Annotated in this window: 22 protein-coding genes, 1 other RNA gene and 1 pseudogene; 10 read left to right on the top strand and 14 right to left on the bottom strand. The window is 44.7% G+C overall.

Going from position 1 to position 22,562, the window contains the following annotated elements; translation table 11 throughout:
- The first annotated feature begins 26 nt into the window (after positions 1-26).
- Positions 27-446 (top strand): VOC family protein, encoded by a 420-nt coding sequence (locus L1D31_RS11825; RefSeq protein ID WP_239837323.1) that lies wholly within the window; start codon positions 27-29, stop codon positions 444-446.
- A 120-nt stretch (positions 447-566) separates the two neighbouring features.
- Here L1D31_RS11825 and ffs read toward each other — a convergent pair.
- From ffs to L1D31_RS11840, 3 genes are all read right to left on the bottom strand, one after another.
- Positions 567-663, bottom strand: an RNA gene (gene ffs, locus L1D31_RS11830) — signal recognition particle sRNA small type.
- 120 nt (positions 664-783) lie between these two features.
- A complete protein-coding gene (locus L1D31_RS11835; RefSeq protein WP_239837383.1) occupies positions 784-2,775 on the bottom strand; it encodes a GGDEF domain-containing protein in 1,992 nt (663 codons plus the stop codon).
- Positions 2,776-2,952: 177 nt separating this feature from the next.
- Positions 2,953-3,693 (bottom strand): hypothetical protein, encoded by a 741-nt coding sequence (locus L1D31_RS11840; protein WP_239837324.1) that lies wholly within the window; start codon positions 3,691-3,693, stop codon positions 2,953-2,955.
- A 50-nt stretch (positions 3,694-3,743) separates the two neighbouring features.
- On the opposite strand from L1D31_RS11840, the gene L1D31_RS11845 reads away from it, so the two are divergent.
- Positions 3,744-4,046 (top strand): MGMT family protein, encoded by a 303-nt coding sequence (locus L1D31_RS11845; RefSeq protein ID WP_239837325.1) that lies wholly within the window; start codon positions 3,744-3,746, stop codon positions 4,044-4,046.
- A gap of 24 nt (positions 4,047-4,070) precedes the next feature.
- Here L1D31_RS11845 and L1D31_RS11850 read toward each other — a convergent pair whose 3' ends face one another.
- Positions 4,071-4,499: a YbaY family lipoprotein gene (locus tag L1D31_RS11850; RefSeq protein ID WP_239837326.1), complete on the bottom strand. Its 429-nt coding sequence runs from the start codon at positions 4,497-4,499 to the stop codon at positions 4,071-4,073.
- A gap of 191 nt (positions 4,500-4,690) precedes the next feature.
- Between L1D31_RS11850 and tesB the strand changes: the two genes are divergently transcribed.
- Positions 4,691-5,551, top strand: a complete 861-nt coding sequence (gene tesB / locus L1D31_RS11855) for an acyl-CoA thioesterase II (protein WP_239837327.1) — start codon at positions 4,691-4,693, stop codon at positions 5,549-5,551.
- Between the two features lie 121 nt (positions 5,552-5,672).
- Here the strand turns inward: tesB and L1D31_RS11860 are convergent, their stop codons facing one another.
- Positions 5,673-6,140 carry an Lrp/AsnC family transcriptional regulator gene (locus L1D31_RS11860; RefSeq protein WP_239837328.1) on the bottom strand — a complete coding sequence of 156 codons (468 nt, stop codon included), beginning with the start codon at positions 6,138-6,140 and terminating at the stop codon, positions 5,673-5,675.
- Positions 6,141-6,260: 120 nt separating this feature from the next.
- Here L1D31_RS11860 and L1D31_RS11865 point away from each other — a divergent pair, with 120 nt between their 5' ends.
- Positions 6,261-7,325: a PLP-dependent cysteine synthase family protein gene (locus L1D31_RS11865; protein ID WP_239837329.1), complete on the top strand. Its 1,065-nt coding sequence runs from the start codon at positions 6,261-6,263 to the stop codon at positions 7,323-7,325.
- A 74-nt stretch (positions 7,326-7,399) separates the two neighbouring features.
- On the opposite strand, the gene L1D31_RS11870 is transcribed toward L1D31_RS11865, so the two are convergent.
- Both L1D31_RS11870 and L1D31_RS11875 read right to left on the bottom strand, forming a co-directional pair.
- Positions 7,400-7,720, bottom strand: coding sequence for a DUF1244 domain-containing protein (locus L1D31_RS11870; protein WP_239837330.1), 321 nt, complete (start codon positions 7,718-7,720; stop codon positions 7,400-7,402).
- Between the two features lie 103 nt (positions 7,721-7,823).
- Positions 7,824-8,702 carry a Tim44 domain-containing protein gene (locus tag L1D31_RS11875; protein ID WP_239837331.1) on the bottom strand — a complete coding sequence of 293 codons (879 nt, stop codon included), beginning with the start codon at positions 8,700-8,702 and terminating at the stop codon, positions 7,824-7,826.
- 192 nt (positions 8,703-8,894) lie between these two features.
- Here L1D31_RS11875 and L1D31_RS11880 point away from each other — a divergent pair, with 192 nt between their 5' ends.
- From L1D31_RS11880 to L1D31_RS11890, 3 genes are all read left to right on the top strand, one after another.
- Complete coding sequence (locus L1D31_RS11880) at positions 8,895-9,485, top strand: TetR-like C-terminal domain-containing protein (RefSeq protein ID WP_239837332.1); 591 nt, start codon at positions 8,895-8,897, stop codon at positions 9,483-9,485.
- A 27-nt stretch (positions 9,486-9,512) separates the two neighbouring features.
- The gene (locus tag L1D31_RS11885; RefSeq protein ID WP_239837333.1) at positions 9,513-11,384 is read left to right on the top strand and encodes an MFS transporter; all 1,872 of its coding nucleotides are present in this window, start codon (positions 9,513-9,515) and stop codon (positions 11,382-11,384) included.
- Between the two features lie 110 nt (positions 11,385-11,494).
- The gene (locus L1D31_RS11890; RefSeq protein ID WP_239837334.1) at positions 11,495-12,418 is read left to right on the top strand and encodes a putative sulfate exporter family transporter; all 924 of its coding nucleotides are present in this window, start codon (positions 11,495-11,497) and stop codon (positions 12,416-12,418) included.
- Here the strand turns inward: L1D31_RS11890 and L1D31_RS11895 are convergent.
- The 7 genes from L1D31_RS11895 to L1D31_RS11925 form a co-directional block, all read right to left on the bottom strand.
- Positions 12,415-12,588, bottom strand: a complete 174-nt coding sequence (locus L1D31_RS11895) for a hypothetical protein (protein WP_239837335.1) — start codon at positions 12,586-12,588, stop codon at positions 12,415-12,417. The two genes, L1D31_RS11890 and L1D31_RS11895, sit on opposite strands and share 4 nt — an antisense overlap.
- A 160-nt stretch (positions 12,589-12,748) precedes the next feature.
- Positions 12,749-14,122 carry an o-succinylbenzoate--CoA ligase gene (menE, locus tag L1D31_RS11900; RefSeq protein WP_239837336.1) on the bottom strand — a complete coding sequence of 458 codons (1,374 nt, stop codon included), beginning with the start codon at positions 14,120-14,122 and terminating at the stop codon, positions 12,749-12,751.
- Positions 14,122-15,108, bottom strand: coding sequence for an o-succinylbenzoate synthase (menC, locus tag L1D31_RS11905; RefSeq protein ID WP_239837337.1), 987 nt, complete (start codon positions 15,106-15,108; stop codon positions 14,122-14,124). Before menC ends, menE begins: the two co-directional genes overlap by 1 nt.
- Before the next feature lie 124 nt (positions 15,109-15,232).
- Positions 15,233-16,099 (bottom strand): 1,4-dihydroxy-2-naphthoyl-CoA synthase, encoded by an 867-nt coding sequence (menB, locus tag L1D31_RS11910; RefSeq protein WP_239837338.1) that lies wholly within the window; start codon positions 16,097-16,099, stop codon positions 15,233-15,235.
- A gap of 29 nt (positions 16,100-16,128) precedes the next feature.
- Positions 16,129-16,914, bottom strand: a complete 786-nt coding sequence (menH, locus tag L1D31_RS11915) for a 2-succinyl-6-hydroxy-2,4-cyclohexadiene-1-carboxylate synthase (RefSeq protein WP_239837339.1) — start codon at positions 16,912-16,914, stop codon at positions 16,129-16,131.
- Positions 16,904-18,613, bottom strand: a complete 1,710-nt coding sequence (gene menD, locus L1D31_RS11920; RefSeq protein WP_239837340.1) for a 2-succinyl-5-enolpyruvyl-6-hydroxy-3-cyclohexene-1-carboxylic-acid synthase — start codon at positions 18,611-18,613, stop codon at positions 16,904-16,906. The genes menH and menD overlap by 11 nt, the downstream gene beginning before the upstream one ends.
- Positions 18,614-19,921: an isochorismate synthase gene (locus L1D31_RS11925; RefSeq protein ID WP_239837341.1), complete on the bottom strand. Its 1,308-nt coding sequence runs from the start codon at positions 19,919-19,921 to the stop codon at positions 18,614-18,616. It lies immediately after the preceding gene.
- A gap of 219 nt (positions 19,922-20,140) precedes the next feature.
- On the opposite strand from L1D31_RS11925, the gene L1D31_RS11930 reads away from it, so the two are divergent.
- The 3 genes and pseudogenes from L1D31_RS11930 to yfbR (L1D31_RS11940) all read left to right on the top strand — a co-directional run bounded on the left by L1D31_RS11930 (position 20,141) and on the right by yfbR (L1D31_RS11940) (position 22,363).
- Positions 20,141-21,355: a pyridoxal phosphate-dependent aminotransferase gene (locus tag L1D31_RS11930; protein ID WP_239837342.1), complete on the top strand. Its 1,215-nt coding sequence runs from the start codon at positions 20,141-20,143 to the stop codon at positions 21,353-21,355.
- 76 nt (positions 21,356-21,431) lie between these two features.
- A pseudogene (gene yfbR / locus L1D31_RS11935) lies at positions 21,432-21,677 on the top strand (5'-deoxynucleotidase); the annotation flags it as partial.
- An 86-nt stretch (positions 21,678-21,763) separates the two neighbouring features.
- Complete coding sequence (yfbR, locus tag L1D31_RS11940) at positions 21,764-22,363, top strand: 5'-deoxynucleotidase (RefSeq protein ID WP_011080968.1); 600 nt, start codon at positions 21,764-21,766, stop codon at positions 22,361-22,363.
- Positions 22,364-22,562: the final 199 nt, after the last annotated feature.

Consider the following 22,562-nt stretch of genomic DNA (forward strand, 5'->3'; position numbering starts at 1 on the left):
TGGCTAAGAGAATAAAGGAGAAAGTCATGATCCAGCTAGAGCATATAAACTTAGTAGTTAAGGACATTCCTGAAATGTTGAAGTTTTATCAAACCGCTTTTCCCCATTGGGACATCCGAGCTGAAGGTACGGGAGAATGGTACGGTAAGGAGAGAAACTGGCTACACTTTGGTGATGATTACCAATATATCGCCATGAGCGATCATGGTGAAGGCACAAACCGCGATCTGCAAGGTCATCAAGTTGGACTTGCTCATTTTGCCTATGTGACTAATAACATAGACGAAGTCATTGATCGGCTTGTCAAATCTGGATTCCCAATTGCAAAACCAGGTGCTGAAGAGCCATATCGTAAGAACGTCTACTTCATTGACCCTGCAGGGTTTGAGGTTGAGTTTGTCGAATACCTAACAGATATCCCAACACAACGTAACTTATCGAGCTAGAACGCATAACTCACACCATCATCACTCGCGTAAAACAGAAAAGCCCGCAAATAACTTTGCGGGCTTTCAAATGGTGATGCTTGCAAGAAATAACATATATTGCAGGCTTCAAATGGGTGGAAGCCCCAGCCACATCCCGGCACACAAGTCACTCGCTGCGGCTGCTTCCTTCCGGACCTGACCGAGTTCACGAGCTATTGTTGCGGGAGGACCAGGGCCTCCATAGATTCCGTTTCCTTAGCACGGCTAAGGAGTGAGGGGATTATCAGTCATCACTGAGGGTAATTCAAGGGAAATTCTTAATATTAACCCCGTTTTCGTATCAAGTGCTTAGTCGTTAACCACCCTTAGTCAAAGGAACAACATTTTGCTCATCAGACTGGTGATTTATCATACTGTGATGTTTTTTCCTTTTGTGATCGTACATGGCTTGGTCAGCCTCATTAAGAACTTCTTGCAACGCCATAAAACGCTCTCGTGGATAGGACACCCCAATCGCGATGGAAATATCCAACGAGACTTGATGATCTTCAGAAACAAAATGAATTTTAGAAAGTTTTCCTAACAGTGAATTTAGTGTGACTGAATCTAGCTGGCCAACAAGTATAAATTCATCGCCACCAATTCGATAGCCGTACCCCTTCCAATAGAGTTCAATCTTGCCCGCCAACGCTCGAAGAACTTGATCACCAATTTCGTGGCCATAGGTGTCATTAATGAACTTAAAGCGATTAATATCTAGATAGAGCAAGGTATAATTAGCATTAATACCTGAACGAAAGCGCCTATGCATGGCACGTCGATTATTAAGTCGAGTCAGGTTGTCAGTATTAGACTGACTGTGTAAATAAATCGCGACGATGGCTAAGAAACCTAGCACCAACATAAATAGCGCCCTGCTCTGACGCGAAAAACGTTGCTCCGCCTGAAGAGTAGCTTTCCAATCAGGCCGATAGTCGTAGCGTTTTACAATTCGCTCAGTATCAATCATTTTTAATGCACGACTAAATAGGGGAGCTAATGACTTACCAACCTGATTTTTGGCAAATCCGATCGCAATATCAGAAGTGTAGTACCCCCCTATTAATGGATCTTCAGTCAGAGGTAGTAAGTCTTTTGACTCTCGCAACAGTATATTAAAGTTCGCTCGACTGATCGCAATGTAGTCGACCTCATGATTGATCAGTGCCTGTAGCTGCGATTCACTGCTGTCGTACGTCAGCAGCGCTTTCTTGGGGAGTAGCCCTCTCAGCAACTCTTCATAATAATCGTCCTTCACTACACCAATACGCTCGATGATTAATTCTGAGACATTACTGTATACATTGTCTTTATAGCCTTCACGTTTAACCAGTATTGCTTCAGGCCGATAGTATGGGTCACTGTAGTACACTAAGTCTTTGCGAGCTTCTGAAATAGCAATCGGAGAAAGCACATCAATTCGCTTAGCAAGCAAATCACCATACATACTTTCCCAAGATTCATCTGCGGTACTTTCAAGCTGACAGTTCAACATTAGAATGTCGCATGCTTGAAGAACAATATCAGCGGTGATCCCTGTCATCGAGCCATCACTATGATAAGTGGCATACTGACCAATGTTTTCGATTTTAACTCTAAGCGGCCGATTAAAGTTGATACCGCTATTAAGTACGGCCTGCCTCAATGCTTGTTGCCGTATTTCAAACTGGTATTGACGGATGGATTCACGTAATAGCTTCTGAACCTCAGCACCATGAATATAATGTTCAACCGTCCTAAGCAGCTGAGTATTACGACCTTTAGTGGAAACAATGGAAACCGGTTTAATGGAGATCTGATGATTAAGCAGTTGGGCATCAAACCCTGCTAGCAACATAGGTTTAAGTTGGTTAATCGCATCTACGACGCCATCGACGGTGCCAGACTGCAGCAGCTGCATAGCTTCTTCTTGACCTGAATACTCAACCAAAGCCATCGACGGAAAAGCGGCTTCTATCAGCTCTCGGTAAATCGTTCCTTTAGGCACACCTACAGTGTATAACTTATCTAATGTGGCATTATCTAGGCTGTATACGTAGGTATACTCAATATTGGTCGGGCCGGAAAAATCGAAATAGAGCGCCCTGTCTGGGGTATAGGTAACATTGGCTGCAAAATCACTGTTCCCTGTTTTCACAGACTTGAGAATAGCGTCAAAACTTGGGTAATAAACATATTCGATATCAAGTCGAAACTCAGACGCAACAGCATCAAATAAGACACGAGTAACAACATCGTCGGCTTCTACCGCAACTTTATAAGGTGGAGTCTGTGCTTGAGCTGGCAAAAAACAGATAGCCAGAAACAGACCCACTACCCAATTAATATTTCTTTTTTTAGGTATAGAAAACAACAAAAAGGCTTCACCACTGCAGTGATTACTATCGTGCAGACACAATCAGTAATATTCAAAATATGCGCAACTCTGGCATAGATAAGTAAAATCGCTCTAGCACATAGTTTAAATGCAAAGCATTGTTAAATACTATAGATCCGCTTCCTCATCGGAGCTGCGCAAAATATAATCAGTCATCCAAGCCGTTCCGAGAAGGCATATCCACACCACAAAGACCGGATTAGGGACATCCACACTAGGTGTGACGACTAACGCTGCAAACCCCACTGTAGGTAATGTCCAGCACAATAGTTTGCTCCAACGAAAGCTCTCTAATTTCGCTAAGCTCTCCATTGCGGCGATGATGCCTGTGATGCAAAGTGCGACTAACGCAGCATAAGATAAGTCTGCCATCCAAAGTGGCAATATTAATCCCAAAGCCCACCAACTGTGCTTATTGTTAGATTGCCAGTGCGTTGCCGCCCACCAAATCACCACCACTGATAATGTTTGTACTACTGTGACCATGGGCTCTCCGCCAAGCTTCCCCCCAGCTTGAGTGACCATGATACCGACTTGAAGCGTCACGACTATCAACGCAGCCATAAGCAACACGCCGATGCTACTGCGCCTTGAAAAGACGACCATCAATAATGGAAATAATATCCATTGACTGATCGACAGCGCGATCGGCTGATAGGGTAATGTCAAGCCATAAGTTGTCAGAGCGGCCATCAAAATAAGTCCGACAACGCCTCCTTGCGGAAATACCCACAACGCTGGAATCACCAATGCCAAGACTGGAATGTCTCCATCACTAAGGCTGATAGCTCGAGCACAAACAACAGCCAACAAGGTTGTCACTAAGAACTGAAAAGTAGAAAATACCATGCCCTCTCCTTATCCCTTCCATGGAAAAATCGAACTAGGACAAAATCATTATGGACCAGTTTTTAATGCAAATCTTTGCGGTGATTCACCAAATTCCGTGTGGAAAAGTAACCACTTACGGAGAGGTCGCCAAACTTGCTGGCTACCCTGGGTACGCAAGGCACGTAGGAAAAGCTCTCGGAAAACTACCTCATGATTCCAAACTGCCTTGGTTCCGAGTCATTAATAGTCAAGGTAGGATATCGCTCAAAGGTGAAGATTTGGTGAGACAAAGGGAGTTGTTGATTTCTGAGGATGTTGAAGTGACAAACGATGGAAAAATCAGCCTCCGAAAGTACCAATGGCAGCCCTAGACTGCCATCGGTAGCCAGCCAAACTCAGTTTCTTACACCAATTAACATCATATCGACATGGCTAGTTTGGTGTGGATCAGTAATCACTGGGTAAGTAGTGTCAGTGATGAAACGAAGTCGTCCATCCACCTCAATACGAGCACTCACACTGTATGTATGGCGAGCCTTTATTTTTCTTGGGTCAAACGCTAAATCAAATTCAACTGGCACTTGAATGCCACTCGTCTCAAATCGATGCTTAGCAATAACCTTAGCAGGAGCATCAGCCAAAGACACATCTTGTAGGGTCACCGTCACCAGTGCATGCTTAGGCAAAGCAATACGTTCACGATAAGAAATAGTTCCTGTAATCGATCTCACTTTGGTTTGCTCTGCTGGCTTCTCAGGAGACTGGCAACCAAGCATGGTCAAGACAAGGAAAGTAGAGATGATTAGCGTTAATACTTTTTTCATAGAGACTCTCTAAACCATTCAAACTCTGAAGATTATAAGTTTCAAGCTCAGATTTGTCATGACGCTAACCCTAATCACTATGCAGAGCCGACATTAAAAATATTTTTATAACTTATTGTTCAATCAACTGTTTAACTTATCAATTTATGCTTAAAATAACCTATATTGATTCATTTATTAAAGGTGTTTGAATGAGCAAGCCTCTCAAGGAACTTCTGGAATTATTGCAACTTGAAAAGCTAGAGGAAGGGCTTTTCAGAGGCCAAAGTGAGAACCTAGGACTGCCTCAAGTATACGGGGGACAAGTGATTGGTCAGGCTTTATCCGCCGCGAGATACACTGTTGCTGACGATCGTACGGTGCATTCATTCCATAGCTATTTTCTCTATCCTGGCGATCCTGAGAAGCCTATCGTATATGATGTTGAAAACTTGAGAGATGGCCGAAGCTTTAGTACTCGTCGCGTCAAGGCGATTCAAAATGGTCGCCCTATTTTTTACCTCACCGCTTCTTACCATGGTGAGGCTCCGGGCTTTGAGCATCAAAATACGATGCCTGATATCCCAGGCCCCGAGAATTATGCATCTGAATCAGAGCTCGCAGAGAAAATTGCTGAATTTTTGCCAGAGAAGATTAAAACGGCGTTTTGCGGTGAAAAACCCATAGAAACACGCCCTGTTACCGTTGTGAATCCACTCAAACCACATAAAACAGATCCGAAACAGTATCTGTGGATTAAAGCCAACGGAGAAATACCAGATAACCAATTAATCCATCAATACTTACTGGGCTACGCCTCTGACTGGGGTTTTCTAGTGACAGCACTTCACCCACACGGCGTGTCATTGATGACGCCGCATTTTCAAGTAGCAACCATCGACCACTCGATATGGTTTCATCGGCCCTTTAAGATGGATGAATGGCTGCTGTATGTCATCGAGAGCCCTACCGCAAGTAACACTCGCGGCTTAGTTCGAGGGGAGATCTATAACCGTCAAGGCCATCTAGTAGCTTCTGCGGTTCAGGAAGGAGTGATGAGGTTTACCAAGTAACTCCTCCCCAAGGCGACACTATATCAAACTCTTGAGTGCTCAAAGAAATCAAGTTGACTTCGAGCACCTCATCAGGACTTACTACTCAACGACCTATCAGGCTTTACCACCTCGTTCTTTCTTAAGCTTCTCCAATTGGTAATGCTGTCGTGTATTTGAGAGGTTCCATGGCAAAAGTGGAGGTCACATTAGATATGCCAGCAACGGAGTTGACTAACTTTTTATAAAAGTTATCAAAGCACTGCATATCTTTGACCTGAACTTTCATCATGTAGTCGTATTCTCCAGCCATTCGATAAAACTCCATCACCTCAGGAAAATCAGAGGCCGTAGACACAAACTGGCTGTACCACTCATGAGAATGATCGCTGGTTTTCACCAACACAAAGGCAGTAAAGGATAAATCCAGTTTTTCTGGATTGAGCAACGCCACTCGCTTTTCAATCACACCCGATTCTTCTAGCTTTTTTAACCGTTTCCAACACGGTGTTGTCGTTAAATTCACCGCTTCGGCCAGTTCATTTAATGACAAAGTTCCATCTTGTTGTAACAACGCAAGGATCTTTCGGTCCACTTTGTCCAGTTCCATACCCATCGCCTCATGATAGAAAAATTTTCTCCAAATAAAGCAAATCAAAGGCAATAAGGCAAAGTATTTCTCCTGTTATATAGATAAATTATTAGCATAACGATGCTAAGGAGATGTTTCATGTGTACAGACCACAACTGGATTAATAATGCGATTCGAAAAATTGAGGCCGACTTCCAACGTTCAGCGGATACTCACTTGATCAAGCTCGACTTACCCAGCGTGGAAGGTATTGATATTTACCTGAAAGATGAGAGCACACACCCAACAGGCTCCCTAAAACACCGTCTGGCTCGTTCGCTCTTTCTCTATGCCATTTGTAATGGCTGGGTCGGTCCCGAAACCACTATCATTGAATCATCATCTGGCAGTACCGCTGTATCAGAAGCGTATTTTGCTCGTTTACTTGGATTGCCGTTCATAGCCGTCATGCCTAAATGTACCGCTAAGAAGAAAATTGAACAGATTGAGTTCTATGGAGGCCAAGCTCACCTAGTGGAGCGTTCCGATCAGATCTACGCTGAGTCACATCGTTTAGCCAAAGAGCTTAACGGTCACTATATGGATCAGTTCACCTACGCTGAACGCGCAACTGACTGGCGCGGTAACAACAACATTGCAAATTCTATTTTTAGCCAGATGGAACTTGAAGATAACCCTGTACCAGCTTGGGTTGTGATGAGCCCTGGTACAGGAGGAACTTCCGCAACAATAGGCCGCTTTATCCGCTATCAGAAACACTCAACCAAGCTTTGTGTTGTCGACCCAGAAAACTCTGTATTCCATGAGTTCTTCAAAACCGGCAACTCTGAGCTAAAAGGCGATTGCGGTAGTAAGATTGAAGGAATTGGCCGTCCGCGTGTTGAGCCAAGTTTTATACCGGGTGTGATTGACGAAATGCGTACAATTCCAGACGCTGCTTCCGTTGCGACTGCGCACTGGTTAGAAAAAATTCTTGGCCGCAAAGTTGGTGCCTCTACAGGGACGAACCTTTACGGTGTTCTTCAACTGGCAAGCGAAATGAAATCGCGTGGTGAAACAGGGTCAATAGTGACGCTACTATGTGATAGTGGGGAGCGATACCTAGATACGTACTACAATAATCAGTGGATTGAACAAAACATCGGCGATTTGCAACCTTATCTCACGAAATTAGAAACGTTTGAAGCAACTGGCCAAATCTAGATAACAATAACAACGTCAGTTGGAAATACGAGCGCCACTCATCTGAGTGGCGCTTTCATATCGGTATACCCGAATCAGCTTTTTTTCTGGCGCGCTTCGAAAGCCGCAAGTTGTTCAGGTGTCGCTTTCGGCTGGTGGTTTTGTTTCCACTCATCGTAAGTCATGCCATAGACACGTTCACGTGCATCATCAATATCCAGCTCAAAACCCTGGGTATCCGCTTCCGCTTTGTACCACTTACTGAAACAGTTACGGCAGAACCCTGCAAGGATCATCAGATCAATATTCTGCACGTCTTTATTCTCATCAAGATGAGAAAGTAAACGACGAAACACCGCTGCATCCAGTTTATCCTGCTCTTCTTGTGAAAGGTTTTTATATTTAAACTCAGCCACTTTACTTACCTATTGTTGTTCTGTATCGAATCATCTTATCAAGTCTTGGCCCAATACAAAAACGCCCAAACACTTGGCTTGGGCGTTTATTACAAAATTGTGCTTAACCTTGAATACCGACAATCAACCATGGAGCGTTAGGTATCGTTAGGTCACGTTCGAGGTGCCAAATGTCTTCAATATTCTCTTCAACATTTTCCACAGCATCACGGTAGCGGCCGCTAAACTGTAAGCTAAGCTGCGCTTTGCTTGTATCATGGTCAGCCCGAACGATTTCTGCATCGACGTACATCACATCAGTGTGTTGCTCACCATCTAGTTTCGCACGTTCTGCTTTTAGGTCTTCAAACAAGCTCGGAGAGACATACTCTTCAATCGTTTCAAGTTGGTTGTGGTTCCATGCACCTTGCAGAATACGGTAATGCTCACGCGCACCATTAATAAACGCTGACTGATCAAAACCTGGTGGGTAGTTGTGTGGAATATCCGTTTGTGAGCCAAAGCCGAATCCACTTTGGCCACCTGTTTGAGGCTGCTGCTCAAAGTTATGAACGTTCGGTTGTTCAAACTTTGGTGCTGAACCACCAAATGCAGGCTGTTGTCTCTGCTGATTCATGCTGCCTTGCTTGGAGCCTAGCAACCCTCTCATCAGTTTGAAGATAACAAAAGCAATCAAGCCCATGATAAGAATATCCATGAACTGAATACCCTCAAACGCGCCACCAAAGAATGCTGCGAGTAAGCCACCCGCTAAAAGGCCACCCAGTAGGCCCCCCATCAATCCTTTTTTACTGGACCCTTGCGTCTTGGCGCCCTGATCTTTACCAATCGTGTTTGTGTTTTGCTGTTGTTGCTTCGGTGCAGGAGCTGTTTTAAAGCTCTTACCAAATGACTTACCGCCACCAAACTTCTTCGCTTCCGCGATAGGAGTAATAGCAACAGACACCATTAGCAAAGCAACGAGGGAAAAAAGTCGTTTCATATTTTTCCTTAGGGTTTCCTGTATAAGGTAAGAATTATACTTATTGAGCAATAGTAACTTTTGTCTCTAAAGAATGAAACATGCGAAAGACGAATACATGTATCAAAGTATTGCAAATTCGAACATAGTCAGTTGCGCTTATCACACAGCCTTATTAGAATATTGAACGTTGTTCATTTTTGAAATTTTGTCATGGCCCGTAGAAACGATCATACGCGTGAAGAGCTTATCGCTCTCACTTTAGATACTGTCAAAGAGTTCCTGAGCGAAAACTCCTATCACGAGTTAAGTCTGCGAAAGGTGGCGAATATGATCGGCTACGTGCCCAGCACATTGGTTAATGTTTTTGGCAACTATAATTTATTGCTACTCCACGCTGTGGCACAAACTCTCGATGAACTTGCCAATGAAGCAAAAGTGGTTGTTGCACAAAGCCAAAACCCTAAAACCGCCTTATATGAACTCGCCTATTGCTATCACGATTTTGCCCAGCGCCACCCACACCGCTGGCAGCTGATCTTTGAGCACAACATGAATGGGGAAACCCTACCTGAATGGCAAGCTGAACGCATTGATAACATGACAGGTATGCTCGAGCAACTCTTGCAAATCATTGCCCCTCATCGCTCCGAAAAGGAAGTGTTGCAAGCCAGCCGAGTGCTGTGGTCTGGTGTTCATGGTATTACCTTACTAAGCGTTGACGATAAATTCTTCGCAGCTGAGCCTATTGACGGCAAAGAGCTGATAGACAACTTACTCTCTCATTACATCGCGAACTGGTAATCGCATCCTAAAGGAACAAGGATCATCATGCCAAACAGCCAAACCTCTCTTTTAGGGCAGAGACGATTTCTGCCCTACTTTATCACCCAGTTTTTTGGGGCTTTTAACGATAATATCTTCAAGAACGTATTACTGCTCTTTGTTGCTTTCGCGGGTGCGGGAGCCTTACCTATCTCCAGTGATCTATTCATCAACCTAGCGGCAGGCTTATTCATTTTGCCTTTCTTCCTTTTCTCTGCCTCCGCAGGAGTATTAGCCGATAAATATGAGAAATCGTGGTTTATTCGGAAGGTCAAACTGGCTGAAATTGGCATCATGTGCCTAGGGGCAATTGGTTTTATTACCGAAAGCTACATCATCCTGTTAATTTTGCTGTTCTTAATGGGGACACAATCCGCATTCTTTGGACCAGTGAAATATGCGTTATTACCTCAGCAACTTAAGCCACAAGAGCTGGTACCGGGTAATGCCTTGGTTGAGACAGGGACCTTCCTCGCCATTCTTCTCGGCACATTGGGTGCAGGCCTTATCGCCTCTGCAGAGAGTGCAAAATATATCGCCGCAGCAAGCGTGGTGGTATTCGCGTTCTTTGGTTACCTATCGAGTCGCTCAATTCCCGAAGCCCCCGCCTGTGCGCCAAACTTGAAATTCCGCTGGCAGCCCATCAAGCAAACCCGTAACACCATCGCTATTGCCAAGTCCGATAAGACGGTTTTCCAAGCTTTGATGGCAATTAGCTGGTTCTGGTTCTTAGGAGCCGCCTATCTGACTCAATTCCCTAACTTCACTAAAATTTACCTCAATGGTAGCGAAAGTGCAGTCTCGTTTTTGTTGGCTCTTTTCTCTGTCGGTATTGCTGCAGGCTCACTCGCTTGTGATAAATTGTCTAACCATAGAATTGAAATCGGAATCGTCCCTCTTGGCAGTTTAGGAATTAGCGCGTTTGGTGTCTTAATGGCGATGTCTGTCCCTGCTAACTTGCCTGAATTTGAGACTTTCACCGACTTTGTCGCTTATCAGCCCCTGTGGCCAGTATTTATATCACTGCTCCTACTTGGGGCCTCTGGGGGCGTTTTTATCGTCCCTTTATACGCATTGATGCAACAGCGCGCCAAAGTCACGGAACGAGCTCAGGTTATTGCTGCGCTCAACATCTATAACTCTCTATTTATGGTAGGTAGTGCGGTCCTCGGCATTGTCTGCCTTGCCCTCATTGGCATAAGTATTCCCCAACTATTTCTTCTACTGGCAGTAATGAATCTCGTGGTAGCGGTGATTCTATTCCTACGCGTCCCCATTTTTGCGGTACGATTCATCGTCTGGATTCTCACGCATACCATGTATCGGGTGAAGCATAAAAACCTACACCACCTGCCAGAACAAGGGGGGGCATTAATTGTTTGTAATCACGTGAGTTATATGGATGCATTACTATTGAGTGCCGTTTGCCCTAGACTGATCCGTTTTGTCATGGAAGAAGACTACGCCAACCTGCCACCTCTGCGTCGATTTCTCAAACGTGCAGGTGTTATCCCCATTTCCGCATCCAATCGCCGTTCCATTCGTACAGCTTTCAGTGAGATTGAACAAGCGCTTAGCGAAGGTCACCTCGTGTGTATTTTTCCAGAAGGCCGCTTAACTGACGATGGGGAGATGAACGACTTCATGCGCGGCATGGATATCATCCTCAAGCGTAGCCCTGTTCCTGTGATCCCAATGGCAATTAAAGGGTTGTGGGGCAGTTTCTTTAGCCGCTATAAAGGCAAAGCCTGCAGTGGATTGCCTACTCGCTTTTGGTCTAAGTTAGAGATCGAAGCAGGTCAGCCCGTCGAGCCATCCGCGGCTAACACAGCTCTGATGCAAGCGAAAGTAGCTAAATTACGAGGTGATTGGAAATAATTCCGCGAACATACGTTCATTAAATCTGAACGTATGTTCAATTCATTCAAATCTACTAATCGGCCGGATTTCGTTACACTCACCGACTGCTTTGACTGCTATTTTTTGTAATGACAACGATGAAAAAGCCACTGCCATTCTGGTTAGCCTTAATCGTATGCCTAACACCATGGATTACCTCACCAACCGCATTGGTGATTGGTTTTCTGTTGGCTTCATTGGGCATGGTACCGCACGATTTTAATCTAGCAAAAGTGACCAAAAAACTATTGGCTTATTCAATCGTCGGTTTAGGCTTCGGCATTCAATTCAAAACTGCCCTTGCTGTTACCTCAGATGGTATAGGTCTTATCATTACCACTATTATCGGCACTTTGTTCATAGGCTGGTGGGCAGCAAAAGCCATTGGCCTCAATGCAGAAACGGGTTACCTGATTTCTTCTGGAACAGCAATCTGTGGCGGTAGTGCGATTGCGGCTGTTTCTCCTGCCATCAAAGCAAATGATGAACAAATCGGCCTTTCTCTAGCAACGGTTTTTGTCCTAAACTCCATCGCATTATTTATCTTCCCAGTGATTGGTCATGCATTAAACCTCGACCAACAGATTTTCGGCATATGGGCAGCGATTGCTATTCATGACACTTCGTCCGTCGTTGGCGCGGCATCCGCCTACGGTGAGGAAGCACTTACCACCGCAACAACCTTAAAACTGGCGCGAGCACTTTGGATTATTCCGGTTGCATTGTTCAGCGCCTTTTTATTCCGCAGTGACTCGAAGAAAATCACTATCCCCTACTTCATCTTTTTCTACTGTGCTGCTATCGCAATGAGCGATCTATTTCCTCAGTTTGAGGTGGTTTATCAAGGGATATTTGATGTCGCGAAACGGACGTTGGTATTGTGTTTGTTTTTGATTGGCTGCGGAATTTCGGTGGAAAAGATCAAATCCGCTGGGCCAAAACCTCTGATGTTCGGTATTACATTGTGGATTGCGATCTCTGTCAGCTCACTGACATGGCTAACGCTCAGTTAAAGCTCTTCTGGTTCTACTTTCAACTTTCTGCGCTTTTGCCTTTGATATCTCAGTACCAAAGCAACGACAAAAACAAACGCAGATAATTCCGCCAGTGAGCGTACTAACCCTTCACTTTGCACAGCAACCAGAATCTGAATCAATATTGCCAACACGATAACGGCTTTCATCCGCGCCTCTTATATCCATATCCTCATATTTCCGAAATTATTATGAGATAGAGTTATAAGTTTGATAAATTCAGATTTGGACTATGAAAGATCCATTTCAACTAAGTTGCCTGTCCATTAACGACAATATTTGAAGTGGCGCTACAACTGGCGCATCACTTTACTGCTCTAGCTGACTCAAAAGCCAATCTTTTACCGCTTTCCGAGAAACTTTAATTCCTGACTGATACAGTGATTCTGGCATCTCATAGTAAGCAACTGGCCATTTGAAGCGTGTCAAAGCTTTACTGAGTTCATGCTCAATATTCACAACATCTAGAGAGTGTTGGCCTTGAATCACTGCAACTGGGCGATGACCAAACTCGTTGTCTTCCACAGGGATCACGACTGACTGCACGATGTAGGGAAGTCGGTTAAGCACTGCTTCAATTTCTTCACAATGAATATTTTCACCACCTGAGATAAATAAATTGTCAGCTCGACCAATAATTTTGAGTTCGCCTTCAACCCACTCACCTAAGTCTTTACTGTCAAACCATCCATCGCGTGTAATAGCCTCCACAACCCCACATCGATAGTAACCACAAGCCAGAGTTTCACCGCCAATGTAGATTCTTTGCCCTTTAAGCCGGATTCGACGTTTAGGTAAGGTTTTGCCTGCTGAGTCTCGATTGTCGATTCTTTTTGCCGTCACGGTTGACGCTGCTTCTGTCATCCCATAGCCCAACCAGGTTTCCACCCCCTGCTGTGCTGCTTTTTGGCTTAATGACAATGGGACATGGCCCCCGCCGAGTAAGACATGGGTTAAATCAAGTGGCGAACCACTCTCCAAAAGACGTTGTAATTGCGTAGCCACCAGCGATGCGTGAGTCACTTGACGAATATCTTCAACCAGAACTCCGCTTCCTAGTTTCAATGTAGCCCCAACATACAACCAACGATAGACGATGGCTAACCCAGACACATGATACATAGGCAAACTTAACAACCAACAATCGTCCTGTTTAAAGGAAAACACTTCCAATAGACCAGAGGCAGAAGCAATATGTTGCGCGTTAGTGTGTGCAACCGCTTTGGGATTGCCCGTTGAACCTGAGGTAAACACGATAGAGGCAATATTATCTGGCTGATAACCTGAGCAATAGTGATGAGAATTTGAACGTCCGACATCAAATGTCGACAATGAAGATAGCAGTGAATCAGATTTCGATACCCAGACTTTAGGCTCAATACAAGAGGGGTAAAGTGACTTTAGCTTGGTTTCAAGCTCCGCTTGTGTTTGCGGCATGGCCAATGCGCATATTGCTCCAATCTCCATACAAGCCAAGTACGCGAGTAATAAATCTAAGTTGTTTTTACTAATGCAGGTAAACACATCACCTTGTACTAGACCCTGCTCACAAAGACTGGACGCCACTTCATCGACAAGATCAGCCAACTCAGCCCAAGAGTATTGCTGATCTTGATGATCCAGAGCAAATGAAGATGGGCTCGACTGAGCCCATTGTTTCAAAGGAGAGAGTTGGTTGTGCATTAAGATTGCCAGATTAGTGGCTGATCTGACAGAGAAGTCACCGGAAGATCACAGCCAGGCCAAGTAACTTCTAGCTGCTGTGCAAACAGACCTATCGTATCTAAGCCTGGAACTTCTTCTGGCAATTGCCAGTGGGCAAAGCGAGCCAATTGAGTCAGACCTAAACTCGATTCTATACTGGAGCTGATAATCGGCTTGATCCCCAACTTTTTAGCCTCTTCTATGAGCTCGACACAGCGTTCGACTGAGCCAATAAGGGTAGGCTTAATCACAATGGCTTTAGCACCGTTAAAGTCCTCGAGTTTAAAATCATCCTTGCGAATGGCGTGTTGAAGGGTTTCATCCCAAGCAATCGCGATACCCGTATTAATCGCAAAAGAGAAGCTATCCCCCGGTGCTTGACACGGCTCTTCAACAAACGCAATTCTTTGACGCAATGAAGGCGCTATCTTTTTAGCAAATTGTTGCGCTTTCTCGGCCGTCCAAGCGCGATTGGCATCTAGCCTTAGCGTAAGGTCTGGAATGGACTCCAAAAACAGGCTGACGATGAGCCCATCGCGGACAGGTTCATACAACCCTACTTTGATCTTGGCTACTTTCTCACCTTGCATACTGTGGAGCTTAGGCAGCAGTTCATCCGGATCACCTGAACACAAAGGTGCAGCCTGATAGCACCCCATGTCAGGGAGGCCATTGTTCAGTTCCAGCTCAGCCATAGATAGCCCAAAAGCCACAGAGGGGTATAACTCCTTATCATCAAAGGGTTTACCACTTTGCCACGTGGCTAGTTGCTCTATTAGTTGAGATGAAACCTCATCCATATTCTCAATACTAAACCCCGGTAGAGGTGCAATTTCACCTCTACCGATTTCCCCGTTGTTTTCTAGTACAACCACAAAGCCTTCTCGTTCCATGAGTCTTTGCTCTCTCAGTATCACACCGCTGTCCATCGGCAGCTTGTAGCGATACAGCTTGGCTGTTCTCATACCAATATCCCTTCTAATTATTTAGTAATCTTCAATCTATGCTGTTCACTATTTTGGGCTTCAATGGCAGATAAAAGTATTGAGTTAAGCACCTTTATCTTTACGCATTAACCAAAACAACACATCAAGGATTACGAGGGAATTTATTAAAGTCAGGCCGACGTTTTTCATTGAACGCATTCCGCCCTTCCTGACCTTCTTCAGTCATATAGAACATCATAGTCGCATTACCAGCCAACTCTTGAAGACCGGCCTGACCATCACAGTCAGCATTCAGAGCGGCTTTTAGACAACGCAGTGCCATCGGGCTGTGCTGCAGAGTTTCGCGACACCAACGAACCGTTTCTTTTTCCAATTCTTCAAGAGGCACAACTGTATTCACTAGCCCCATATCCAGTGCTTCTTGAGCATCATAGAAACGGCATAGGAACCAAATCTCGCGCGCTTTCTTTTGCCCAACAATACGAGCCATGTATGAGGCACCCCAGCCACCATCAAACGAACCAACTTTTGGCCCCGTCTGACCAAACTGAGCGTTTTCTGCGGCAATGGTCAAGTCACACATCATATGTAAAACATGGCCACCGCCGACTGCCCAGCCAGCTACTGACGCAATGACGGGTTTGGGGCAAGTGCGAATTTGACGCTGGAAGTCCAATACATTTAAGTGGTGAGTGCCGGAATCATCTTGATAACCACCATAATCACCACGAATCTTTTGGTCCCCACCCGAGCAGAAAGCCTTTTCACCAAGGCCTGTCAAAATGATCACACCCACGCCTTCATCGTAACGAGCATCAGCCAGTGCGTTAATCATCTCTTTGACAGTTTGAGGGCGAAACGCATTGCGGACTTGAGGACGAGCAATGGTGATCTTTGCGATACCATCTTCGGATTTATGGTACTGAATATCTTCATATTCGCCCGTGCAATCGTTCCAGTGCACTGGAGCATAGAGTTCTTCTTCTGAAATACCAACTGTTTTTGCCATGGTGATTCCTGTTTGTTGAGATTGCGCTGTTAGAAGAAAGCGCGAATTTGAGATTGAATAATCGCGGCAAATGCTTCGGGCTGTTCCACATGAACATTATGCCCAGCTTGCGCTACCTGGCTAAAAGACAAACCACTCTGTTCAGCCAGCTGACTGAACTTCATATCTTTTTCACCACAAATGTAATGTATCGGCATGCTTAAATCAGCCAATGACTCAAGCAAGTAATCTTGTTTTGCCAAGGTTGTCGCCATCAGCATCTTTGCGACGGATGGACCTAGATTAGCACTGCGCTTATCAATGATTGTTTGTCTTTGCTCATGATTTAGTGAACTAAATACCGGCTGCTGATACCAATCGTTTAACACTTGTTCAATGGGGTCATTTTGAAATCGCTCAGCCCAACGAAAATCATTGTTTAATCGAGCATTTTGTTCCGCACGATCATGCAACCCAAAGTGACCACCTTCAGAAATAAGCATTTGAATATTATGTGCGGAAAAATACTGTTGAGTGAGCCCTACCATCGCAATTCGAGCTCCCATTGAATAACCCACTAACACTATAGGGGGATGGTGAGGAAATTGAGTGAGTAAAACGTCAGATATTTGATCGCAGCACGTTTTAAAATCGCGACAATGCATCAATTTGCTCATCCCATGACCAGGCAGATCGATGCATAACGATGAATATTCGGGGAGCAATTGCCTGCAGGCACTCCAATCTTCACTACTACCCAGCAAGCCATGCAGATAAACAACTACAGGTCGAGAGCTATCGTGGCTCTCCTTATTGTGGAAGGAGCTATAGAGCATGAAGTCGCTGAGTTATCTCTTTCAGTTGTGAGGAGGCTTGTTCAGGAGGTGTCTGTACTTCGACAAGCAATGCGCCCTCACCCTGTTGTAAATGCTGACTAACTGACTCACTGTAAGCGGCAAGAGTGGTCGGTTTTTGGTATCGAATGCCAAATTGCATCGCAGCATGCTCGAAAGTGTAACCATGAGGCATCTGATAGAGAGGCTGTTTTTGTGCTTGGGGGACAGGGAGCAAATCAAAGATAGCCCCTCCGTCATTGTTAACTACGACAATGACCAGTGGCGTTTTTTCATGGGTCAGTAAAGAGAGCGAGTTGAGATCATACAGCGCTGAGGTATCACCAATAAACAATACGCTGGGTTGAGGATTTGCACGTACAACTCCCGCAGCAGTCGCAATCAGCCCATCGATCCCTGATGCACCTCGGTTGCTAAACGTTTCAAGGTTTGGCATCGAACCAAACATATCCACCAGCCGAACAAATAAACTGTTGCCCAAAAAGACCTGCGTTGGTTGTGATAAGTCTTTGACTGATTTAGCCAGAGCAATTTCATTGACTGACTGGTGGCTTTGTTCAGATAGTGCCACTACACATTGTGAATAATGCTCTAACTCCTTTGCCCAGCCATAGTGAACATTCTTGCCGCCAACACGTTCTCCCAGCCAACTCTCTATCCAAACCCCAATACCGACAACGTGATGAGTTTGTGGTAAATGACTTTGGTTGTTGCGATCAACTTGGGGAGAAACATAATGGTAATCCGCTTGTCTCGATTCGACTTGCTGAGATATCCACTGATTGAGACGTTTCGACACAATCCGCGAGCCAAACTGCACAATGACGCGAGCCTGATTCAGCACCGCTTGCGCAGTAGAATTCTGTAACCAAAGATCGTAATGAGCAAGAGGAGATGAAATCCCCGATTGCGGATCACACAGACAAGGCCAGCCCAGAGTTTCGGCTAATTGTTTCGCCTGTTGGGCCTCTTCTAAGGTGACACTACCCACGACAATCACCCCCGGTTTATCAGAAGAACTGACATCGTGAAGCGTGGGCAAGGACTGAGTTCGAACCTTGCAACTATAAGACATGTCAGAGTGAAGCCAAGCTTTTACTTCATCAAAATAGGCCTGAAATATTCCTTTCGACTCAGAGCCATACAAAGGCTCTGGAAATGGGCAATTGATGTGAATCGCACCGCCTTGCTCTGCCTGTTCAGACATTTTCTGATCAATGGAAGTCAGCAACCATTTAAGCGCTACTGACTCTGAAGGGCTGGGTAGCTCAAGAGTGGCACTCACATGAGAGGAGAATATTCCCACTTGATTGATCGCCTGATTGGCTCCGCAGCCAACCAATTCTACGGGCCTATCTGCAGTTAGCACGACCAGTTTCTCACCTGTGAGTTTTGCCTCTGCTATTACGGGCAACAGATTGGCGACAGCGGTTCCGGATGTGACAATCAATGCGACTGGATTATCGCTTGCCTTCGCTAAACCGAGAGCTAAGAAACCTAAACCTCGCTCATCAAAATGCGTATGCAGTTTCAACTTGTTATTCTGATGTGCTTCCAGCGTTAAAGGCGTAGAACGCGAACCCGGTGCAATACACACTTCACTGACACCTAAGCGAGATAACTCTTCAAGCAGTACCTGACACCAAATACGGTTCATAATGGCTTGATTGTGCAGACTCATTTATGACGCCACTCCCAGCGGGGGTATGTCAGCAATCAAAGACAGCAATGTTGACATTTTCTTATCCAACTCTTGCCATTCATTGTCGGCAATAGACCCCGGTACTATACCTGCACCTGCGAATAACTGGATCTCCTCACCAAGAATAAGAGCACTGCGTATTGCAACACAAAACTCGGCGCGCCGGTGGCTGATGAACCCCATCGACCCCGCATACCAGCCACGTGCAAAGGGTTCATTGTCTCGAATAAATTTCATTGATTCTTTGCGTGGCAGCCCTGCTACAGCCGCTGTCGGTTGTAACGCACTCAGCAACTGAACCCCATTTACTCCAGGCTTGAGGTGGGCGTGAATACTGCGCTTAAGGTGCTGAACTTTACGCAGTCTAACCAAGCGGGCTTCTTGCTCAACCTCGACATGCTCCGAGTGAGGCGTTAGTCGATCGATAATGTCATCGACAACATATTGGTTCTCATTAAGATTCTTGCTGTCTTGCGATAACCAATTTGCCAATTCCATATCGTGGGTGGCGTTGTCGCCTCGGCCTATCGTGCCCGCCAAAGCTTCAGTGTAGAGCTCCTGACCTTGTCTGGCATACAAACGTTCCGGTGTAGAGCCTATAAAGCTATGTCTTTTATCCAGCGAAAGCATAAAGTGGAAGCTATGGTGGTTTTGCAGATAACTTGATTTCAGTAGCTGCGCAGCACTTACCGTGCTGTCCATCTGTACGGAAGTTCTGCGGGCCAGCACGACCTTTTTAAAGTCGTCATTCTCTATACCAGTGAGAACTTTCTCAACCAGTTCAGACCATTGCGGCTTTTCCGGTATGTGGCTGATGCTTTTGATCTGCGCTGAAACGGGAAGCAATGCACCAACATCAATCTGAAGTTTCTTCAGCCCTGCAAGAGTACGGTGCTTCTCCGCAGTGAGATTAACGGCCAATGACCAACGGTCATCGAAACGAATTAACTCAACTTGTGGTAGGAAAAAGAAAGAGGACATACAGCGACGATTTTTTTCCGTCTGACCGTCGAAAGAACGCCCCCCCCATACTCGCTGGTCATCAGCTAAAATCGTGTAAGCAGGTGCGGGGTCGACAAAGGTATGTAGCTGCCCCAGCGCTACCACTTCCTCACGGGTATCGCGAGACTGCCAGTAAAACTTAGGGAAGATGGGCTGAGCTTCCAGCCAATCGATGAATGCAAAGTCAGGTTTTTCCTCAAGAACTTGAACCAGACGGTTTACGCCGCCTTCTGCATCCTTTACGCGTTCAATCAGTTCAGTAACGGCTTGATGAAAGTGTGACAAATCAGCCTCGTATGCCTAGGGATTCTTATTCATTTTATCTCGCTACTCTATTAATAGACCTTATTCAGATCAAGGTTGTAGCCCATCTTTTGCATGATCCTGTGATTGCAAACGAGCAAAGCGCATACAAAAACGCGCCACATCTCAGTTTTTTATTCTAACAAAGGGCTTTTTGATGTACTTTAATAAAGAAATACAATCATTTCTAGGTTTTATACAATGCAAAATATCGGGATGTCATCAAAACTCGATAATGTCTGCTATGACATTAGAGGGCCTGTGCTCAAACATGCTAAGCGTATGGAAGAAGAAGGGCATAAAATACTGAAGTTGAATATCGGTAATCCCGCTCCATTTGGTTTTGATGCCCCAGATGAAATTTTAGTTGATGTCATTCGTAACCTACCAACATCGCAAGGCTACTGTGATTCAAAAGGCATCTACTCCGCGCGCAAAGCCGTTGTTCAGCACTATCAACGTAAAGGGATTCGCTCTTTAGATGTTGAAGATGTCTATATCGGTAACGGGGCTTCTGAGCTGATTGTCATGTCGATGCAGGCGTTGCTAAATAATGGCGATGAGATGCTTGTTCCAGCGCCGGATTACCCTCTCTGGACTGCGTCCGTTGCTCTGTCTGGCGGTAAAGCAGTGCATTACCTATGTGATGAACAAGCAGACTGGTACCCCGATCTCGATGACATTCGCAAAAAAATCACACCCAAGACGAGGGGAATTGTCTTAATTAACCCCAATAACCCAACAGGTGCTGTTTACAGCCGTGATTTTCTCTTGGAAGTGATCGAAATTGCGCGCCAGCACAAGTTGATCATCTTCGCTGACGAGATCTACGATAAAGTACTCTATGATGGGGCAACGCATACTTCTGTCGCAACACTCTCTGATGATGTCTTAACCGTTACCTTTAACGGTCTTTCCAAAGCCTATCGCGTCTGTGGTTTTCGCGGTGGCTGGATGTTTTTAACCGGACCAAAGCACCTTGCGCAAGGTTACGTCAATGGGCTAGACATGCTGGCATCAATGCGCTTGTGCGCCAATGTTCCAATGCAGCACGCTATTCAAACCGCACTGGGTGGCTATCAGAGTATTAATGAGCTTATCCTACCTGGCGGCCGCTTATTGGAACAGCGTGACCGCGCTTTTGAACTGATCAATCAGATCCCAGGGGTATCTTGTGTCAAACCCAAAGGCGCAATGTACTTGTTCCCCAAAATTGACACTAAGATGTATAACATTAAAGACGATCAGAAAATGGTTCTTGATTTCCTCATTCAGGAAAAAGTTCTATTGGTTCAGGGATCTGGCTTCAACTGGCCGAAACCCGATCACTTCCGCATCGTCACTCTCCCGCACGTAGAAGATCTTGAGATGGCGATTGGTCGTTTTGAACGATTCCTATCGACTTATAGTCAGTAGTAGTAATTAGATTCGATTTTTCATATGCTTAATGAGCACTCAATGAGTGCTCTTTTTTTATTTTGGAGGGAGATATATGACAGAAAGTAAAACCAAAGAAAGTCACTTCTTCGCCCACCTTGCTCGAATGAAACTGATACAGCGTTGGCCTCTGATGCGTTCAGTATCTACTGAGAATATCTCAGAGCATAGCCTTCAAGTCGCCTTTGTTGCTCATGCTCTAGCACTTATCAAAAATAAGAAATTTGGTGGTAACCTCAACCCCGAGCGGATTGCGTTATTAGGGATGTACCATGATACCAGTGAGGTGCTGACTGGGGATTAGTTCGTTTTTCTAATATGAGTAAACCAGTGACTTAGTTCGTTAATACACAGAAGTTACCATTAGACTATTGTAAGGATATTCAGTTGAAAAAATCACAAAGTACATTCATGGCATGGGTGACACGTATGCCATTAATAAAACGCTGGGCATTAATGCACTGCTTTCAAGAAGAAAATGTTTCAGAACATTCTCATCAGGTTGCGGTAATAGCTCACTTATTAACTGTCATTAAAAACAAACGATATGGCGGTAACTTAAATCCAGAAAAAGCTGCAGTTACCGCCATTTATCATGAAATATCAGAAACAAAACTTCAGGATATAAATTCAAAAACCAAGTACCACAGCCCAGAATTTACAGCAGCATTTAAAAAACTTGAAGATATTGCAGAAAAAGAATGTTTAGAAACATTACCAGAGGATTTACGAAATGAGTTCTCAGATTTACTTGTTCAAAAAAATGTAGACGCTGAATATAAAGCGATTGTAAAAGCAGCAGATATTCTATCAGCTTATATAAAGACTCTAAACGAACTTCGATTTAACAATGATGAATTTTTACATGTCAAAAAAGGACTTGATCCAAAAATTAAAAGACTTATTACTGAAATGCCTGAAGTAAAAGATTTTATGGATGTATTTTGTGATAGTTGCACTACTACGTTTGACAAAATATCAGGATAAATAATACCTCTCGGTATCTATAGAGTTTTAAAAAAAAGCAGAATCTGTAATCACGCATAACTTCATCGCACATGCGTTATCAATATGAGTAACGTATGTAAAATGTGTTTTAACTCAAACTTTTACATAAAATCAACACATCAAAAATTTACATACAACGCCAAGTTTGGTAACGTAAAATTGTAAAGGTTATCGTCAC

Source organism: Vibrio sp. Isolate23, assembly GCF_022398095.1.
Taxonomy (GTDB): Bacteria; Pseudomonadota; Gammaproteobacteria; order Enterobacterales; family Vibrionaceae; genus Vibrio; species Vibrio coralliilyticus_A.

Excerpts from the sequence above, each read along its gene's own strand:
- L1D31_RS11825 (WP_239837323.1), top strand. The coding sequence starts at position 27 with ATGATCCAGCTAGAGCATATAAACTTAGTAGTTAAGGACATTCCTGAA.
- L1D31_RS11840 (WP_239837324.1), bottom strand. The coding sequence starts at position 3,693 with ATGGTATTTTCTACTTTTCAGTTCTTAGTGACAACCTTGTTGGCTGTT.
- L1D31_RS11845 (WP_239837325.1), top strand. The coding sequence starts at position 3,744 with ATGGACCAGTTTTTAATGCAAATCTTTGCGGTGATTCACCAAATTCCG.
- L1D31_RS11850 (WP_239837326.1), bottom strand. The coding sequence starts at position 4,499 with ATGAAAAAAGTATTAACGCTAATCATCTCTACTTTCCTTGTCTTGACC.
- tesB (WP_239837327.1), top strand. The coding sequence starts at position 4,691 with ATGAGCAAGCCTCTCAAGGAACTTCTGGAATTATTGCAACTTGAAAAG.
- L1D31_RS11860 (WP_239837328.1), bottom strand. The coding sequence starts at position 6,140 with ATGGAACTGGACAAAGTGGACCGAAAGATCCTTGCGTTGTTACAACAA.
- L1D31_RS11865 (WP_239837329.1), top strand. The coding sequence starts at position 6,261 with ATGTGTACAGACCACAACTGGATTAATAATGCGATTCGAAAAATTGAG.
- L1D31_RS11875 (WP_239837331.1), bottom strand. The coding sequence starts at position 8,702 with ATGAAACGACTTTTTTCCCTCGTTGCTTTGCTAATGGTGTCTGTTGCT.
- L1D31_RS11880 (WP_239837332.1), top strand. The coding sequence starts at position 8,895 with ATGGCCCGTAGAAACGATCATACGCGTGAAGAGCTTATCGCTCTCACT.
- L1D31_RS11885 (WP_239837333.1), top strand. The coding sequence starts at position 9,513 with ATGCCAAACAGCCAAACCTCTCTTTTAGGGCAGAGACGATTTCTGCCC.
- L1D31_RS11890 (WP_239837334.1), top strand. The coding sequence starts at position 11,495 with ATGACAACGATGAAAAAGCCACTGCCATTCTGGTTAGCCTTAATCGTA.
- L1D31_RS11895 (WP_239837335.1), bottom strand. The coding sequence starts at position 12,588 with ATGAAAGCCGTTATCGTGTTGGCAATATTGATTCAGATTCTGGTTGCT.
- menE (WP_239837336.1), bottom strand. The coding sequence starts at position 14,122 with ATGCACAACCAACTCTCTCCTTTGAAACAATGGGCTCAGTCGAGCCCA.
- menC (WP_239837337.1), bottom strand. The coding sequence starts at position 15,108 with ATGAGAACAGCCAAGCTGTATCGCTACAAGCTGCCGATGGACAGCGGT.
- menB (WP_239837338.1), bottom strand. The coding sequence starts at position 16,099 with ATGGCAAAAACAGTTGGTATTTCAGAAGAAGAACTCTATGCTCCAGTG.
- menH (WP_239837339.1), bottom strand. The coding sequence starts at position 16,914 with ATGCTCTATAGCTCCTTCCACAATAAGGAGAGCCACGATAGCTCTCGA.
- menD (WP_239837340.1), bottom strand. The coding sequence starts at position 18,613 with ATGAGTCTGCACAATCAAGCCATTATGAACCGTATTTGGTGTCAGGTA.
- L1D31_RS11930 (WP_239837342.1), top strand. The coding sequence starts at position 20,141 with ATGCAAAATATCGGGATGTCATCAAAACTCGATAATGTCTGCTATGAC.